Source organism: Morganella sp. HSTU-ASny43, from assembly GCF_022819185.1.
Lineage (GTDB): Bacteria > Pseudomonadota > Gammaproteobacteria > Enterobacterales > Enterobacteriaceae > Morganella > Morganella morganii.
Genome location: NZ_WSPG01000007.1, coordinates 61,966 through 80,013 on the forward strand (window position 1 = coordinate 61,966; position 18,048 = coordinate 80,013).

The following is an 18,048-nucleotide window of genomic DNA, read 5'->3' on the forward strand; positions in this document are numbered from 1 at the left end:
CGGCCTCCTCAGCGATCTTTCGGGTCAAGGGCATCACGCAGCCCGTCACCGATAAAGTTGAAACAAAACAGAGTCACCACCAGGAATGCTGCCGGGAACATCAGTAACCAGGGCGAAACTTCCATTGAGTTAGCACCGTCATTGAGCAGCGCGCCCCAGCTGCTTAACGGCTCCTGTGTACCCAGCCCGAGGAAGCTGAGGAAGGATTCAAACAGGATCATACTCGGCACCAGCAGTGAGGCGTAAACCACCACCACACCCAGCACGTTCGGGACAATATGACGCAGAATGATATTGCGGGTCGGCACACCACAGACCTTCGCCGCCTCAATAAATTCTTTGCTCTTCAGGCTCAGTGTCTGGCCGCGCACGATACGCGCCATATCCAGCCAGGAAACCATGCCGATAGCCACGAAAATCAGAAAAATATTCTGACCAAAGAAGGTCACCAGCAGGATAACAAAGAACATAAACGGGAAGGAGTTGAGGATTTCCAGCACGCGCATCATGACCGAGTCAGTTTTGCCGCCGACATAGCCGGACATCGCGCCGTACAGTGTTCCCACCAGCACAGCGACCAGCGCTGCCGCCAGTCCCACCATCAGCGAGATACGCCCGCCGATAGCCACACGCACCAGCAGATCACGGCCGGAGGAGTCGGTACCAAAATAGTGGCCGCTCTCCGTATCCGGTGCTGCGGACATCATGCCCCAGTCGGTATCGTCATAGGCGAACTCCGACAGCATCGGCATAAAAATCACAAACAGGGTAATTAAAAACAACAGACACAGACTGGTGATCGCGGCTTTGTTATGCATAAAGCGGCGGCGGGCATCCGCCCACAGGCTGCGTCCTTCGACATCAAGCTGCTCCGTGAAATTTTCCAGAGCTTCGCGGTTTTTTTCATTCGGTAACATAGCGTGCTCCGGGACTAATAACGGATTTTCGGATCGATAACGGCATACAGCACGTCAACGATACAGTTAAAGGCGATGGTCAGTGTGCCGACCAGGATGGTCAGACTCAGCACCAGAGAGTAATCGCGGTTCAGCGCGCCGTTGACAAATAACTGCCCCACGCCCGGTAAACCGAAAATCGTCTCAATCACCATTGAACCCGTGATAATCCCCACAAATGCCGGTCCCATATAAGAGACCACCGGTAACAGTGCCGGGCGCAGTGCATGCCGCCAGACAATCTTACGCATCGGCAGACCTTTCGCCCGTGCGGTACGGATAAAGTTGGAGTGCATCACCTCAATCATGGAACTGCGCATAATACGGGAGATACTGGCGATATAGGCCAGTGACAGCGCGATCATCGGCAGAATGATATTGCTGAGCTGCCCGCCGTTCCAGCCGCCGCCCGGCAGCCAGTGCAGATGGATGGCAAAGATAAGAACCAGCAGCGGCGCCACCACAAAGCTGGGAATAACCACCCCGGTCATGGCAAAGCCCATGACGGTATAGTCCCATTTGGTGTTCTGGTTCAGTGCCGCTATCACACCGGCACTCACCCCGACAATCAGCGCCAGCACAAACGCCGCCAGCCCGAGTTTTGCGGAGACCGGAAACGCGGAGGCGACCAGGTCATTCACCGAGTAATCTTTATATTTAAAGGAAGGCCCGAAGTCCCCCTTTGATAACTGAACTAAATAATCAAAATACTGAACGTGAATCGGATCATTAAGATGGTACTTGGCTTCAATATTCGCCATCACTTCCGGCGGCAATTTACGCTCACCGGTAAATGGACTGCCCGGAGCCAGACGCATCATAAAGAAAGAGATAGTAATTAACACAAAAAGCGTCGGGATCGCCTCGAGTATACGGCGAAGAATAAACTTAAACATTGCCCGTTCCTATACAGTACCCGCTTCCGGGGGTACACACTACACAGGCCGCCCTTCGCAGGGCGGCCAACCGTCGGTATTATTTTTTAATCATATATAAGTTTTTGGTGTGGAAGTGATCCAGCGGATCTTTTCCGGTATAGCCACCTACATACGGTTTCACTAAACGGGTACTGACATAGTAATAGACCGGCACGATGGCAGAGTCTTTATCCAGCCGGGCTTCCGCCTGCTGATAGATCTGCGCACGTTCCGCATCGGTTTTCACCTGAAGGGATTGTTTCATCAGCTTATCAAACTCCGCACTCTTATAATGCGGGGTGTTGGTGCTGCTGTAAGAAAGAACCATATTCAGGAATGAAGACGGTTCGTTATAATCCGCACACCATGCGGCACGGGCAACATCATAAGTCCCCTGATGGCGGGTATCGAGGAAGGTTTTCCATTCCTGGTTAACCAGCTGAACTTCTGCACCGAGGTTTTTCTTCCAGATAGACGATGCGGCGATCGCCATTTTCTTGTGCAGATCAGATGTGTTATACAGCAGGTTAAATTTCAGTGGTTTATCTTTGGTAAACCCGGCTTCTTCCAGCAGTTTGCGCGCTTTTTCGTTACGCTGCTCCTGCGTCATATTCGCGAACCACTCAGGCTCTTTGGCTGACATACCATCCGCAAACGGTGGTGTGAAACCAAATGCCGGGGTATCACCCTGTGCTTTGACTTTGTTGACCATAATGTCGCGGTCAAGGCTCAGTTTCAGGGCTTCACGGACTTTCGGGTTATCAAACGGCGCTTTTTCGTTATTGATTTCGTAGTAATAGGTACACATATACGGCGAAATGCGCAGTTCGTCAGGAATTTCTTTTTTCAGTTTCTGGAACAGTTCAATCGGCAGGTTGTTATAGGTCATGTCGATTTCACCGCTGCGGTAGCGGTTAACATCAGTAACTTCAGAGGAAATCGGCAGGAAACGGACATTATTAATAACGGTTTTTTCGTTATCCCAGTATTTCGGGTTGCGGGTCAGTTCGATTTTTTCGTTAACCACCCAGTCTTTCAGGGTGTATGCGCCGTTGCTGACATAATTGCCCGGCTGAGTCCACTTATCACCGAATTTCTCGACAGTGGCCGGATGCACCGGAGACATGGAGTTATGCGCCAGCAGTTTCGGAATATACGGCACTTCTTCAGAGAGGGTCAGTTCAAGGGTTTTATCATCCAGCGCTTTGATGCCCAGCTCTTCCGGCTTTTTCTTCCCGGCGATAACATCATCAATATTCACCACGTGAGCATACTGGAGATAACTGGCATACGGTGATGCGGTATTCGGATCAGCCAGACGGCGCCAGCTGTAAACGAAGTCCTGTGCGGTGACCGGGTCGCCGTTGGACCATTTTGCATCTTCGCGGATTTTAAACGTCCAGACTTTAAAATCTTTATTTTCCCAGGAGATTGCCGAGCCCGGCAGAATTTCACCACTTGGTCCTTCCAGGGTAATACCTTCCATCAGGTCACGGATAATATTCGCTTCCGGTACCCCTTCCACTTTATGCGGATCCAGTGACTGCGGCTCAGAGCCGTTATTGCGGATTAAATCCTGTTTATCTGCCAGCTGAACACCGGCCGGTACATCCGCAGCAAACGCCTGTGTACCAATACCCATCCCCATTGCTGCTACCACACTGAGTGCCAGCAGTGTTTTTTTCGTTGAATTAACCATCTTACATAAACTCCCCATTGACGAATGTGTTTTGCGTTTGTTGCGTTTTTATCAGGTGCTTTTCGTTTTAACTTCCGCACCTTCATTTTTTTCGCACTCTGTGAGTGCAAATTTTTTATTATTAATGTGTTTCTACCATATATAAGCGCTTAATATCCATATAATCAAGCGGGTCATTGCCGGTAATTCCGCCGACTGATGGTTTTATCAGCCGGACACTCACGCGATAATAAACAGGAATTAATGCAGAGTCCTGATCTAACTGAGTTTCTGCCTCCTGGTAAGCGGATTGACGTGTTTTTTCATCCGTTGCCAGCAAAGCACGCTGCATTGCACTGTCAAATGCAATATTCCGGTAGAAACTGGTGTTATTACTGCTGTCTGACAGAAAAATGTTCAGAAACGAGGATGGCTCATTGTAATCCGCGCACCAGGTCGCCCGGGCTACCTGATAATTTCCTTCATGGCGATTCTGATTGGAGGTTTTCCATTCCTGGTTTTTCAGCACCACTTTCGCGCCGATATTTTTCTGCCACATGGAGGCGGCGGCAATTGCCTGCTGTTTATTCTGATCGGACGTGTTATAGAGCAATTCAAAGGTCAGCGGATTTTTTTCGCTGTAACCGGCTTCTTCCAGCAGTTTGCGCCCTTTTTCATTGCGCTGTTCCTGAGTCAGGGATGCCCATTCCGGTGTGGTGAAATGCCCGCCGTTAATATAATGCGGGGTAAAACCGTAAGCGGGAATTTGTCCCTGTCCCATGATTTTATGAGTGATAATGTCGCGATCCAGCCCCAGTTTAACGGCTTCGCGTACTTTCGGGTCGGTAAACGGTGCCGCGGTATTATTTATTTCATAATAGAATGTGCATAAATACGGGGAAATCTGAACCTGCGCCGGAATATCTTTTTTCATTTTGGCGAACAGAACCGGCGGCACCGAACTGTTGGTGACATCTATTTCACCGGCGCGATAGCGGTTAATATCACTGGTTTCTGACTGGAGCGGCAGGAATGTCGCCTGTTCAATCACGGTATCTTTATCATTCCAGTATTTCGGGTTGCGTTTAAGCACCAGCCGTTCATTCACATTCCAGGCAGACAGGGTATATGCGCCGTTACCGGTAAATTTTCCGGCGGATGTCCATTTATCACCAAATTGTTCAATCGCCCCTTTCGGTACCGGCTTCAGTGCGGTATGGCTCAGCATATCCGGGAAATACGGCACCGGCTGAGTCAGCTGAACCTGAAAGGTTCTGTCATCAACCGCTTTGACGCCGAGACTTTCCGGCGGTTTTTTACCGCTGATAATGTCATCCACATTTTCGACATAGGCATAATGCAGATAGCTGCCGTAAGGTGATGCGGTTTTCGGGTCAGTCAGCCGCCGCCAGCTGTAGACAAAATCCTGTGCGGTCACCGGCGAGCCGTCACTCCACTTAGCATCCGGCCGCAGCGTGAATGTCCAGATGCGGTTATCCGGGGACGACCAGCTCTCTGCCACCCCGGGCACGATATGACCATCACCGTCAGTGGAAACCAGCCCTTCCAGCAGATTAAGAATAATGTTGGATTCCGGCACGCCTTCCACTTTATGCGGATCAAGTGATACCGGTTCAGTACCGTTATTGATAACAATAACCTGTTTTTCCGCCAGCTTTGTTCCCGGCGGAACCTGTGCCGCCCATGCGGAATAAGAGAGTGCACTCAGCAGCAGCGCCTGCGTGAGGGAAACAGCAATAGTGTGTTTTTTCATCTTCCGTCCCTTCTGAATAACACCTGTTAAATGAACAACGTGATTAAAAAATCGCAAATGCTTTATTTATAAGTGCCGTCAGCGACGGGATCAGCCTGTTTTTCGGTGCTGTTTTCCGGCCTGATGTGCATTTTCCGGGGCAGTGATTGTTTTTATCTGCAAACAGTGCCGTTCTGCCGCTGAAATAAAACATTAACCCAAGACTGCTTATGATCCGGCTGTTTTGCTCAGCCCGGATAAAAAAGTAAACATTTAATTAACAAAAAGCAATTTTTCCAGATAAAAACCCTGCCTCTATCACAGTTTTAACTGATTAAATATTAACAACCACTTAAAAAACAACTGTAAATAAAAAGAGTAAAGTGAAAAATTTCACTGAAATATCAATCTGGTGAGCACCGGAAATAATGGATTGACAGCAAATATAGTTTCTGTTGTTTATTTAACCACCTTTATCTGTTATACCCGTTTATTACTGAACGGTACGGGTTACGGTATCCGCCCATACAGCGCCATTTTTAGTGTTATTTTTTATGGGCTGATAACCCGTTGTTATATTACAGCTGTTTTTCCGCTTTTTTTGCCGGTGAAATCTCCCGGTCAGCAATTTCAGACTATGATTAATTTTGGCTATAACGAAAAGTTATAAACAAGCACGTAACAGACTTTGCAAAACAGCGCCGTTTTTTTTAACGTGTCAGTATTACAAAAAATCAATAACACCGCGTTTCAGGGGAAATATATGAAAAAAACATATCCGGCAGCGTCACTGGCTCTGCTCTTTTCCGTCTCCGCATTTGCCGCCACACCACCGAATACCTTAATTGTTGTCCAGAGCCTGGATGATATTGTCAGTCTGGATCCGGCAGAAAGTAATGAACTGTCCAGTATCCAGACCGTTCCCAGCTTATATCAGCGCCTGGTACAGCCGAACCGTGATAATCCGGAGCAGCTTGACGCTATCCTGCTGGAAGACTGGCAGGCCGATGCCACCAATAAAACCCTGACCGTCCGGATTAAAGAGAATGCAAAATTTGCCTCCGGCAACCCGGTACGCCCGGAAGATATTATCTTCTCTTACCAGCGCGCTGTGGTCATGAATAAATCGCCTGCGTTTATTCTCAATATTCTTGGCTGGAATAAAGAGAATATCGCGCAGCAGTTTGAAAAAACCGGCGACCGCACCCTGAAAATAAAATGGAGTGCGGATATCAGCCCGGATGTGGCACTGAATCTGTTGTCCACCCCGATAGCCTCAGTGGTGGACGAAAAACTGGTGACACCGAATATTAAAAATAATGACTTCGGTAATGCCTGGCTGAAAATGCATTCTGCCGGCAGCGGTGCTTATTCCCTGAAGGTCTATCAGCCAAACCAGGCGATTGTGATGGCCGCTAACCCGCATGTCTCCACCGGCGAGGCGAAAATCCCGTCCATTATTATTAAAAACGTGCCGGATCCGGCTTCCCGCCGTCTGCTGATTCAGCAGGGTGATGCGGATATTGCCCGTGAACTGGGTGCAGACCAGACTGCGGCACTGAAAAACAGCGCCGGGGTACGGGTGGAAAATATTCCGTCCGCCGAGCAGGATTATATGGCGTTCAACACCGGCAACAGCGCCAATCCGCTGCTGAAAAACCCGGCATTGTGGGAAGCGGCCCGTTATCTGGTGGATTATGAAGGCATTACCCGCGATCTACTGAAAGGCCAGTATTTTATTCATCAGAGCTTCCTGCCGGTCGGTTTACCGGGCGCGCTGGAAAATAACCCGTATAAATTTGATCCGGCCAAAGCCAAAGAGATTCTGGCAAACGCCGGGATTAAAGATGCCCATTTCACCCTCGATGTGGAAAACAAGCCACCGTATATCACTATCGCTCAGTCACTTCAGGCCAGTTTTGCTCAGGGCGGTATCAAAGTGGAATTATTACCGGCGGCGGGCAGCCAGGTCTATTCCCGTGTACGGGCACGCCAGCATCAGGCGGCCATTCGTTTCTGGATCCCGGACTATTTTGATGCCCATTCCAATGCCAGCGCCTTCGCCTTTAATGACGGCAAGAGCAGCACTGTTGCGTGGCTGAACGGCTGGGATATTCCTCAGTTATCACAAACCACGCTGAAAGCGGTCGCTGAGCCGGATAAAGCCAAACGTGCGCAAATGTATACCGCCATGCAGGAAGAATTACAGCGCAGTTCTCCGTATGTCTTTATGGCACAGGGACAAAACCAGGTGGTACTGCGTGACAATGTGAAAGGCTATCAGCAGGGACTGAACGCTGACATGGTGTATTACGACAGAGTCACCAAATAATCTGCTGATTTTCCGGTTATCACCCCGTCAGTATCGCTGACGGGGTTTGTGTGTTTTGTTTTTATTCAGGAACTGCTGTATGTCCGATATTTCCCCTGCCGGAACACTGTTTCGCCATACGCTGCGTGTGACGCTTCAGGGTATTTTTACCCTTGCGCTGACACTGCTCGGATTACTGGTGATCACCTTTGCATTGTCGGCACTCTCACCGGTTGACCGGGTATTACAGATTGTCGGCGATCACGCCAGCCATGAGACCTATGAGCAGGTACGGCTGGAGCTGGGGCTCGATCAACCCGTCTATATTCAGTTCTGGCATTATGCAGAGCGTCTGCTGCACGGCGATCTCGGCATGGCTTCCTCTATGGGACAGCCGGTGCTCGACGGCGTGCTGACCACCCTGCCCGCGACCATTGAACTGGCGACGCTCTCACTGTTGATCGGCGCTTCGCTCGGCATTCTCTGCGGCGTGTTATGCGCCCGTTATGCCGGAACACCATTTGATTTTATCATCCGCACCCTGACACTCCTCGGCAACTCAGTACCGGTTTTCTGGCTGGGACTGCTGATGCTGCTGCTGTTCTACGCCACGCTGCAATGGAGCCCCGGCCCGGGGCGGCTGGATGATATCTACCAGTATACCGTCGAGGCGAAAACCGGTTTTGTGCTGATCGACACCTGGTTGTCCGATGACCCCAGCGCATTTACCAATGCGGTGGCACACCTGATCCTGCCGGTGTCGTTACTGGCCTATTTTTGCCTGGCGGGGATCACCCGGCTGACGCGCGCCGCCTGTCTGAGTGAAATGAATAAAGAGTATGTCACGCTGGCCCGCGCCAAAGGCAATACCGACATGCAGGTACTGTTCCGTCATGTGCTGCCGAATATCCGGGGGACGCTGATCACAGTGATTGCCCTTGCCTATACAGGGATGCTGGAGGGCGCGGTACTGACCGAAACGGTCTTTTCCTGGCCCGGCATCGGCCGTTACCTGACCGCCGCCTTATTTGCCGGGGATACCACCGCCGTAATGGGCGGGACCCTGGTGATCGGTATCTGCTTTATCTTTATTAATAACGTGACAGATATGATTGTGCGTTTAACGGATCCGCGGGTGAAATCATGACATTACTGCCGAAAATCCGCCGTTCCCCGTCCGCGCTGACGGGCACCCTGATTATTCTGTTTCTGCTGCTGGTGGCGTTGTTTGCGCCGTGGCTCGCCCCTTATGACCCGGTACTGCAAAACCCGGCACAACGCCTGCTGGCACCGGATGCTCAACACTGGCTCGGAACGGACAGCTACGGACGTGATGTGCTCTCCCGCCTGATCTACGGCACCCGCCCGATGTTTGGTCTGGTTGCACTGGTCGCAGCAATCACCCTGCCCGCCGGGTTATTGATCGGCATTCTGGCCGGATTTTACGGCCGCTGGGTGGAAACGATTCTGATGCGCTTTACCGATATTGTCATGTCGATGCCGCGCCTGATCCTCGCGTTTGCCTTTGTTGCTATTCTCGGCCCGGGGCTGATTAACGGCGCACTGGCTCTCGCCCTGACCTCGTGGCCCGCCTATGCCCGCCAGGCACGCAGTGAAATCCGCCATCTGCGCAACAGTGATTATCTGGCCAGTGCGGAAATGCTGGGGATCCGTGGTCTGCGTCTGCTGTGGGGACACATTCTGCCGCTCTGTCTGCCGTCAGCTATTGTCCGGTTGGCACTGGATCTCGCCACCATTATCCTGGCGGCCGCCGGTCTGGGTTTCCTCGGGCTGGGCGCACAACCGCCGATGGCGGAATGGGGAGCCATGATTGCTGATGGTATGCAGGTTATTTTTGACCAGTGGTGGATAGCCGCCGTTCCCGGCGCGGCCATTCTGATTGCCGGTATGGCATTCAATCTTCTGGGTGATGGTTTACGGGATATTATGGAGCCGCAACATGACTGAGCCGCTTATTTGTGTCCGTAATTTGTGTGTGGATTACCCCCGCGCACAAGTGGTGAAAAATATCTCCTTTACCCTGGGGCAGGAGCGGCTGGCGCTGGTCGGGGAATCCGGTTCCGGCAAATCCATGACCGCCAGAGCGTTGATGGGCCTGGTGCGCAAACCGGGGATTGTCAGTGCGGATACACTGACATTCGGTCAGACCTCCCTGCTGTCTCTGCGGGAAAAACAGTGGGCGGCACTGCGCGGCAATGACATTGCCATGATCATGCAGGATCCGCGCTATGCGCTGAATCCGGTCAGAAATCTGTATCAGCAGATTGAAGAATCCCTGCTGCGTCATCAGACACTGAACAAATCTGATCGCCGCGACCGTGTTTTTGAAATGGCCCGTGCCGCCGGGTTATCAGAACAGGCGCTCTCCCGCTATCCGGGACAACTTTCCGGTGGTATGGGACAGCGTGCCATGATTGCGATTGGCCTGATCAACAACCCTTCGGTCTTAATTGCCGACGAGCCGACCTCCGCCCTGGATGCCCGGCTGCGCCACCAGATTCTGGAGCTGATTGTCAGCCAGTGTGAGGAGCGCCGGATGGGGCTTCTGCTGATAAGCCACGATTTGCCGCTGGTAGCGGCCCATTGTCAGCGCGTGATGGTGATGTATCAGGGTCAGCAGGTGGATGAACTGCCCGCCGCACAACTGCCGCAGGCAACACATCCTTACACCCGCACATTATGGACCTGCCGCCCGGATGCACAGACTTACGGCACCGATTTGCCGGTATTGGATCGCACCGCCCTGCAGGCGTTACTGACTCAGGAGACACATCATGCCGGAAAATAATTCAGCGCCGATTATTGAAGTTAATAATCTTTCCGTCAGCTTCGGACAGCGGCAGGTGGTTTGTCAGGCCGGTTTTCATCTCAATGCCGGAGAGACGTTCAGTCTTATCGGTGAGTCCGGCTGTGGAAAATCCACCATTTTGCGGGTGATCGCCGGATTACAGCGGGAATGGCTGGGCGGCGTGCAACTGCTGTCACAGCATATCCACCCCGGCCAGCGTTATCAGGGGGCTTTGCGCCGCAATGTGCAGATGGTCTTTCAGGATCCTTATGCGTCTCTGCATCCGTTCCATACTATTCACCGGGCGCTTTCCGAACCATTACGCATTCACCGCGAAAATGACATCGGCAACCGGGTGGCAGAGGCCATTGTATCTGTCGGGCTGCCGCCGGATGTGGCACAGCGTTATCCGCATCAGCTCTCCGGCGGACAGCGCCAGCGCATTGCTATTGCCCGTGCCCTGATGCTGCGCCCACAAATCCTGTTACTCGATGAACCAACATCCGCACTTGATATGTCTGTGCAGGCGGAAATTCTCAATCTGCTTAATCATCTGAAAACCGCCCACGGCATGACCTATCTGCTGGTCAGTCACGATGCGGATGTGGTGGCGCATATGTCAGACCGGGCGGCATTTATGGCGAACGGGAAAATTGAACGGGAATTTGATCGCGCCGCCCTGCTGCGCGGCGACCACCGGATGGAGAACTAAGAGATATAAAAACGGGGCCGATGGCCCCGTTCTGATAATAATGAACTACGTGATTATGACAATAATCCCGGGAAACTCATTTTCATGCCGGTAATGATCAGCTCAATACCTAATGACATCAGCATCAGACCCATAATACGGGTCACTACGTTGATGCCGGTTTGTCCGAGGTATTTTACCCACAGTCCCGCGGAGCGGAACAACAGCCAGCAGCAGAACGCGAATACGATGCTGGTCAGCGCCAGTCCGAAAAAGTTCTGCCAGCCCTGCCAGCGGGCACTCCAGACCACACAGGAACTGATAGCCCCCGGCCCCGCCATCAGCGGCAGCGCCAGCGGCACCACACCGATATTGTCGCGGATAGCCGTTTCCGACTGCTCCTGTTTGTTCTGCTTATCTTCCCCCAGCTTACCGCTGATCATGGACATGGCGATGAGGACAATCAGTGTCCCCCCCGCTATCCGGAAAGATTCGATGGAAATACCGAACATAATGAGGATCTTATCGCCGACCAGAAGTGATGTGCACAAAATCACGGCCACCGAAAAGTTCGCAATCATGTTGGTCTTATTGCGCACTGCGGCAGTCTGATAATTTGTCATGCTCATAAAGACCGGCAAAATACCGACCGGGTTGACTAAGGCAAATAAGCCGACAAAAAATTTTAAATAACCGGAAAAATCCAGCAAAGTGTTGCCCACAAAGGATCCTCAACCTGATGATAATACAGTGATAGCCTGCTGATAATAACAGCAGGCTATCGCCTGGGGGTTGTAATAATTATAAATGTGATTATTAACACAGACATCATACCGTTGAATGTGCAGGAAAAGGAATTGCTTTACGCAGAATATTTTCTGCTTCCGGCTGATTCGATACAGTTATATCGCCTTACTTCTGCCTGAATTTCAGACAATCATCAGTTCTTCTGTGAAATTGAAACCCGATACCATTCCCGTCACTCCGTATTGTTCCCGTTTTGACTCATGCTGAATGGTGTCAGCTTGATACATTTGTGATTTAGATCACTTTAATATTTCCCCTGAATGTTAAGCTGCTTTCATTATAGTTGAATCGATTCAACTATAATGTGAACAGAAAGACCTGACGGGCTTTTTAAGCAAATCAGCGGGCATATCTGCATTATGTTACCGGCAAAATCGATTTAGTTACCGGAAGATATCACCGCTATAATCAAATTGTATCAATCCGCTGATTTGCTTAAAAAGTTTAACAATTTATCAGGAGTGATCTGTATGGCCGTAACGAACGTTACCGAACTCAATGAATTAGTTGTCCGCGTGAAGAAAGCTCAGCGCGAGTTTGCCGGTTTCTCCCAGGAACAGGTGGATGCTATCTTCCGGGCCGCGGCACTCGCCGCAGCAGATGCCCGTATCCCGCTGGCAAAACTGGCGGTTGAAGAGTCCGGCATGGGTATTATTGAAGATAAAGTGATCAAAAACCATTTTGCTTCTGAATATATCTATAACGCCTACCGCGATGAGAAAACCTGCGGCATCTTATCGGAAGACCCGACCTTCGGCACCATCACCATCGCAGAACCTATCGGTATTATCTGCGGTATCGTCCCGACCACTAACCCGACCTCCACCGCAATTTTTAAAGCGCTGATCAGCCTGAAAACCCGTAACGGGATCATTTTCTCCCCGCATCCGCGTGCGAAAAAAGCCACCAACAGAGCAGCAGAGATTGTCCTCAACGCGGCTGTTGCCGCCGGTGCCCCGAAAGATATTATCGGCTGGATCGACGAGCCGTCAGTGGAATTGTCCAATGCCCTGATGCATCACGCTGATACCAACCTGATCCTCGCCACCGGCGGGCCGGGCATGGTGAAAGCCGCCTACAGTTCCGGTAAACCGGCCATTGGTGTGGGCGCGGGTAACACCCCTGTCGTAATTGATGAAACCGCTGATATCAAACGCGCGGTGGCCTCTATTCTGATGTCAAAAACCTTCGATAACGGCGTGATTTGTGCCTCTGAGCAATCGGTTATCGTAGTGGATGATGTGTATGAGCAGGTCAAAGAACGTTTTGAAACCCACGGCGGTTATATTCTGAAAGGCAAAGAGCTGAAAGCCGTTCAGGACATCATTCTGCTCAACGGCGGACTGAATGCGAAAATTGTCGGTCAGTCTGCGGTGAAAATTGCTGAAATGGCCGGTATCGAAGTACCTGCCTGGACCAAAATTCTTATCGGTGCGGTCTCCGTAGTGGATGAATCCGAGCCGTTTGCACACGAAAAACTCTCCCCGCTGTTAGCCATGTACCGCGGCAAAGATTTTGAAGACGCGGTGATCAAAGCGGAAAAACTGGTGGAAATGGGCGGGATCGGCCACACCTCCTGCTTATATACCGATCAGGACAACCAGCCGGAGCGCGTGAAATTCTTCGGTGAGAAGATGAAAACCGCACGTATCCTGATTAACACCCCGGCATCACAGGGTGGGATCGGCGACCTGTATAACTTCAAACTGTCTCCGTCACTGACACTGGGTTGCGGCTCCTGGGGTGGTAACTCCATTTCCGAAAACGTCGGACCGAAACATCTGATCAACACCAAAACCGTGGCAAAACGAGCTGAAAATATGTTGTGGCATAAACTTCCGAAATCTATCTATTTCCGCCGTGGTTCTCTGCCGGTTGCCCTGGAAGAGATCGCCGGTGACGGTGCAAAACGCGCCTTTATCGTGACTGACGGCTATCTGTTCAATAACGGCTATGTGGATGAAGTCACCCGTGTGCTGAAATCCTACGGTATGGAAGTGGAAATTTTCTTTGAAGTGGAAGCTGACCCGACACTTTCTGTGGTCCGCAAAGGCGCAGAGCAAATGAACAGCTTCAAACCGGACGTGATTATTGCCCTCGGCGGCGGCTCCCCGATGGATGCAGCCAAAATTATGTGGGTGATGTATGAGCATCCGGAAACCCATTTTGAGGAACTGGCACTGCGCTTTATGGATATCCGTAAACGTATCTATAAGTTCCCGAAAATGGGCGTGAAAGCAAAAATGGTTGCTATCACCACCACATCCGGTACCGGTTCTGAAGTGACTCCGTTTGCAGTTGTGACAGATGATACCACCGGCCAGAAATACCCGCTGGCGGACTATGCGCTGACCCCGGATATGGCGATTGTTGATGCCAACCTGGTGATGAACATGCCGAAATCCCTCACCGCGTTCGGCGGGCTGGATGCGGTCACTCACGCACTGGAAGCGTATGTATCCGTGCTGGCAAACGAATTCTCTGACGGCCAGGCATTACAGGCGCTGAAACTGCTGAAAGAGTTTTTACCGGCCAGCTATCACGAAGGTGCGAAGAACCCGGTTGCCCGTGAACGCGTACATAATGCCGCGACTATCGCCGGTATCGCGTTTGCCAACGCCTTCCTCGGGGTATGTCACTCCATGGCGCACAAACTGGGCTCTGAGTTCCATATTCCGCACGGTCTGGCTAATGCCCTGCTCATCTGTAACGTCATCCGTTATAACGCTACCGATAACCCGACCAAACAGACTGCGTTCAGCCAGTATGACCGTCCGCAGGCGCGCCGCCGTTACGCGGAGATTGCTGACCATCTGCAACTGAGTGCTGCCGGTGACCGTACCGCGCAGAAGATTGAAAAACTGCTGATCTGGCTGGATGAAATCAAAGCATCTCTGGGGATCCCGAAATCCATCCGTGAAGCCGGTGTGCCGGAAGCCGAATTCCTGGCAAAACTGGATAAACTGTCCGAAGATGCCTTTGATGACCAGTGTACCGGTGCAAACCCGCGTTATCCGCTGATTGCAGAATTAAAACAAATCATGCTGGATACCTATTACGGACGCACCTATGACGAATCTGTTCCTGTTGCGGCGCCAAAACCGATTGCCAAACGGAATGCTAAGAAATAATCATCAATCCGGCAAATAATAACCATAAAGCCCTCCCCGGAGGGCTTTTTTATATCCGTCTCATAATAATTATTAAATAATTGTCTTTGTATTAACAGCTGTTCACTTTTGATCATGTTTTCCGGAACAGCCGGTTTTTAATATTTCACTTAATACCCGTTACAAAACTGTGGTAACTCCCGGGGGTATTCACCGGTATTTTATCCCTGCTGACTCAAATACCGCCTCATCACTTTCCCTGCAGAAACCGTTCCGGTGTTTTTTGATATCCGGCGCAATCCGCAGCGGATATAAAAAAGCCGGACAATGACGCCCGGCACTTTTTGTATAACAGAGAGGCTTCCCTGATTTATGACCGATATTCTGCTGCTTTTACTTCGCGTATCGCTTCATTGTAATGTTTGCGGCAGACGGATACATATTTTTCATTACCGCCGATGTCAATTTGTGCACCATCTGACATAACCCGCCCCTGTCCGTCGTAACGTAAAACACGGCTGGCTTTTCGTCCGCAATAACAAATAGTTTTTAATTCAACTAATTTATCCGCCCAGGCTAATAAATAATGGCTGCCGCTGAATAACTCACCTTTAAAGTCTGTGCGTAACCCGTAACACAGAACCGGGATATCAATATCGTCGACGATACAGCAGAGCTGTTCCACCTGTGCTTTGGTCAGGAACTGGCATTCATCGATTAATACGCAGTGTACGGGTGTCTGCTGATGTTCACGGATAATAACCGAGCTGACGTCCGTCTCAGGGCCAAAGACCCGTGCATCGGCGCTCAGGCCGATACGTGAGGTGACTTTGCTCTGCTCATAGCGGTTGTCTATCTCTGCGGTAAATATCAGCGTGCGCATGCCGCGTTCATTGTAGTTATAGGATGACTGCAGTAACGCTGTCGATTTTCCCGCATTCATTGCGGAGTAATAAAAATAAAGCTGAGCCACCGGCTCTCTCCCCTTACACATTCAAGATCCGGGACAATACTAACACATTAGTGTTAAAAACAGCGCAATCTGTATTTCACACATGCCGTGATCGCATGCACAATATCCTGAGTTCATCGCACACGTAAATTCACACAGGTCATGGTTACATACCGGATATTCACTGTTGTTATCAGGTATCCTTCGCTTTATCCTGTTTTTCATTATACCGGGAGCGAAGAATAACGTTTCTTTACATAAGATAAGGTTAAATATAATTTGTATTCCCTACCACATTTATGAACAATTTTTATGAAGATGCTGAACATCAACGCATTTTCACCCCGTCCCCTTATCAAATTTAAACGAAAAGCCAAAAAGACCCTTATTATTCCTCAGAAATAATTGCTTTTAAAAAAAATGTGTTTTAACCTTACTCCGAAATTTGCTATTGCAGATTTTTAAATAGCAATCTATTATTATCTATACACCAGCCAACATTTAATTTGAGACCAGGATTATGAGTGAATCTTTGAAGCCATTTAATAATATCCGTACTCTTCGCGCTCAGGCGAGAGAATCCAGCTTAGAAGTTTTAGAAGAAATTCTGGAAAAGCTGACTTCTGTTGTTGAAGAACGCCGTCTGGAAGAATCCCAGGCTCAGGCTAAAGAAGAAGAGCGCACCCGTAAATTAGAAGAATTCCGTCAGCTGCTTGAAAAGCAGAATATCAACCCGGAAGAATTAATTCAGTCTATGGGTACAGGCAAAACAGCCCGCAAATCCAAGCGTGCTCAGCGCCCTGCCAAATACGAATATATCGATGAAAACGGTGAAAGCAAAACCTGGACCGGCCAGGGCCGTACACCAGCTGTGATCAAACAAGCTATCGATAACGAAGGTAAATCTCTGAACGATTTCTTAATCAAGTAAGTGATAATATCTGCCGGAAAAGCCCTTCTCTGAAGGGCTTTTTTATATCTGCCGGTCAGACGGACAGCAAAAAGGAGGCTTTCGCCTCCTTTTTATACTTATAACCGTTGCTGTTATTTATTTTTTTCCGTGATAAAACGACATATACCAGTCAACAAACTGCTGTACGCCGTAATTAACCGGCGTATCCGGTGAGAAACCAATCGTTTTATACAATTCGGAGGAGTCTGCACAAGTGGATAACACATCACCATCCTGCATATCCATATAGTGTTTGTCAGCTTTAATATCCAGCGCCGTTTCAATCGCCTGAATAAAATCACCCAGCCGGGTCGGCTGACCGTTACCGACATTATAAATTTTGTACGGCGCAGAGCTGGCTGACTTCAGCCCTTCTTCCACCGTCCAGTCATTATTTACCGCCGGAACCACATCCACCAGACGCACCACCGCTTCCGCAATATCACCGACATAGGTGAAATCGCGCACCATATTGCCGTGGTTATACACATCGATCGGTTTTCCGTCCAGCATGGCTTTCACAAACTTAAATAACGCCATATCCGGACGACCCCACGGGCCGTAGACGGTGAAGAACCGCAGACCGGTTGTCGGCAGATGATAAAGATGTGAATAACTGTGTGACATTAATTCATTGGCTTTTTTCGTTGCCGCATACAACGACACCGGATGGTCCACATCATCCTCAACAGAGAACGGCTGTTTGCGGTTCAGACCGTATACAGAACTTGAGGAGGAGTAGATCAGATGCCCGACGTTATGATGACGGCACCCTTCCAGAATATTCATATGCCCCAGAATATTCGCGTCAATATACGCCATCGGGTTCTGGATGGAGTAACGCACGCCCGGCTGTGCCGCCAGGTGGATCACCCGCTCAAATTTCTGTGCGGCGAACAGCTCACTGACAGCCGCTTTCTCCGACAAATCCATTTTAAAAAACTGAAATTGCGGATGCGGTAATAACAGATCAAGACGGGCCTGTTTGAGATTCACATCATAATAGTCATTCAGGTTGTCAGCACCGACAACCTCGTGCCCCTGCTCAAGCAGGCGCTGCGAGACATGATAACCAATAAAACCAGCCGCGCCGGTTACAAGTATTTTCATAT

At 50.2% G+C, this 18,048-nt stretch carries 14 protein-coding genes; 7 read left to right on the plus strand and 7 right to left on the minus strand.

What is annotated here, in order from left to right; translation table 11 throughout:
- Positions 1 to 8 precede the first annotated feature (8 nt).
- From oppC to GN208_RS05485, 4 genes are all read right to left on the minus strand, one after another.
- Positions 9 to 917, minus strand: coding sequence for an oligopeptide ABC transporter permease OppC (gene oppC / locus GN208_RS05470; protein ID WP_004238179.1), 909 nt, complete (start codon positions 915 to 917; stop codon positions 9 to 11).
- A 14-nt stretch (positions 918 to 931) separates the two neighbouring features.
- Entirely contained in the window at positions 932 to 1,852 is a 921-nt protein-coding gene (oppB, locus tag GN208_RS05475) for an oligopeptide ABC transporter permease OppB (RefSeq protein WP_004238180.1), read from the minus strand.
- A gap of 79 nt (positions 1,853 to 1,931) precedes the next feature.
- Positions 1,932 to 3,572 carry an oligopeptide ABC transporter substrate-binding protein OppA gene (gene oppA / locus GN208_RS05480; RefSeq protein ID WP_004238181.1) on the minus strand — a complete coding sequence of 547 codons (1,641 nt, stop codon included), beginning with the start codon at positions 3,570 to 3,572 and terminating at the stop codon, positions 1,932 to 1,934.
- 121 nt (positions 3,573 to 3,693) lie between these two features.
- The gene (locus tag GN208_RS05485) at positions 3,694 to 5,325 is read right to left on the minus strand and encodes an ABC transporter substrate-binding protein (protein WP_004238182.1); all 1,632 of its coding nucleotides are present in this window, start codon (positions 5,323 to 5,325) and stop codon (positions 3,694 to 3,696) included.
- A gap of 742 nt (positions 5,326 to 6,067) precedes the next feature.
- Here GN208_RS05485 and GN208_RS05490 point away from each other — a divergent pair.
- The 5 genes from GN208_RS05490 (at position 6,068) to GN208_RS05510 (ending at position 11,136) form a co-directional block, all read left to right on the plus strand.
- Entirely contained in the window at positions 6,068 to 7,636 is a 1,569-nt protein-coding gene (locus GN208_RS05490) for an ABC transporter substrate-binding protein (protein ID WP_015422738.1), read from the plus strand.
- Positions 7,637 to 7,715: 79 nt separating this feature from the next.
- Positions 7,716 to 8,762 (plus strand): ABC transporter permease, encoded by a 1,047-nt coding sequence (locus GN208_RS05495; RefSeq protein ID WP_243828310.1) that lies wholly within the window; start codon positions 7,716 to 7,718, stop codon positions 8,760 to 8,762.
- On the plus strand, positions 8,759 to 9,583 hold the full coding sequence (locus GN208_RS05500) for an ABC transporter permease (protein WP_004238189.1): 825 nt from the start codon (positions 8,759 to 8,761) through the stop codon (positions 9,581 to 9,583). Before GN208_RS05495 ends, GN208_RS05500 begins: the two co-directional genes overlap by 4 nt.
- Positions 9,576 to 10,424: an ABC transporter ATP-binding protein gene (locus GN208_RS05505; protein WP_015422739.1), complete on the plus strand. Its 849-nt coding sequence runs from the start codon at positions 9,576 to 9,578 to the stop codon at positions 10,422 to 10,424. Before GN208_RS05500 ends, GN208_RS05505 begins: the two co-directional genes overlap by 8 nt.
- Positions 10,411 to 11,136 carry an ABC transporter ATP-binding protein gene (locus tag GN208_RS05510; protein ID WP_004238191.1) on the plus strand — a complete coding sequence of 242 codons (726 nt, stop codon included), beginning with the start codon at positions 10,411 to 10,413 and terminating at the stop codon, positions 11,134 to 11,136. The genes GN208_RS05505 and GN208_RS05510 overlap by 14 nt, the downstream gene beginning before the upstream one ends.
- A 53-nt stretch (positions 11,137 to 11,189) precedes the next feature.
- On the opposite strand, the gene GN208_RS05515 is transcribed toward GN208_RS05510, so the two are convergent.
- Positions 11,190 to 11,837, minus strand: coding sequence for a YchE family NAAT transporter (locus tag GN208_RS05515; RefSeq protein WP_004239175.1), 648 nt, complete (start codon positions 11,835 to 11,837; stop codon positions 11,190 to 11,192).
- A gap of 555 nt (positions 11,838 to 12,392) precedes the next feature.
- Between GN208_RS05515 and adhE the strand changes: the two genes are divergently transcribed.
- Positions 12,393 to 15,053, plus strand: coding sequence for a bifunctional acetaldehyde-CoA/alcohol dehydrogenase (gene adhE / locus GN208_RS05520; protein WP_004238193.1), 2,661 nt, complete (start codon positions 12,393 to 12,395; stop codon positions 15,051 to 15,053).
- Positions 15,054 to 15,402: 349 nt separating this feature from the next.
- On the opposite strand, the gene GN208_RS05525 is transcribed toward adhE, so the two are convergent.
- On the minus strand, positions 15,403 to 16,005 hold the full coding sequence (locus GN208_RS05525; protein ID WP_004239170.1) for a thymidine kinase: 603 nt from the start codon (positions 16,003 to 16,005) through the stop codon (positions 15,403 to 15,405).
- A 499-nt stretch (positions 16,006 to 16,504) separates the two neighbouring features.
- Between GN208_RS05525 and GN208_RS05530 the strand changes: the two genes are divergently transcribed.
- Positions 16,505 to 16,915: an H-NS family nucleoid-associated regulatory protein gene (locus GN208_RS05530; RefSeq protein ID WP_004238195.1), complete on the plus strand. Its 411-nt coding sequence runs from the start codon at positions 16,505 to 16,507 to the stop codon at positions 16,913 to 16,915.
- A gap of 117 nt (positions 16,916 to 17,032) precedes the next feature.
- Here GN208_RS05530 and GN208_RS05535 read toward each other — a convergent pair whose 3' ends face one another.
- Positions 17,033 to 18,046 carry an NAD-dependent epimerase gene (locus GN208_RS05535; RefSeq protein WP_004238196.1) on the minus strand — a complete coding sequence of 338 codons (1,014 nt, stop codon included), beginning with the start codon at positions 18,044 to 18,046 and terminating at the stop codon, positions 17,033 to 17,035.
- Positions 18,047 to 18,048 lie beyond the last annotated feature (2 nt).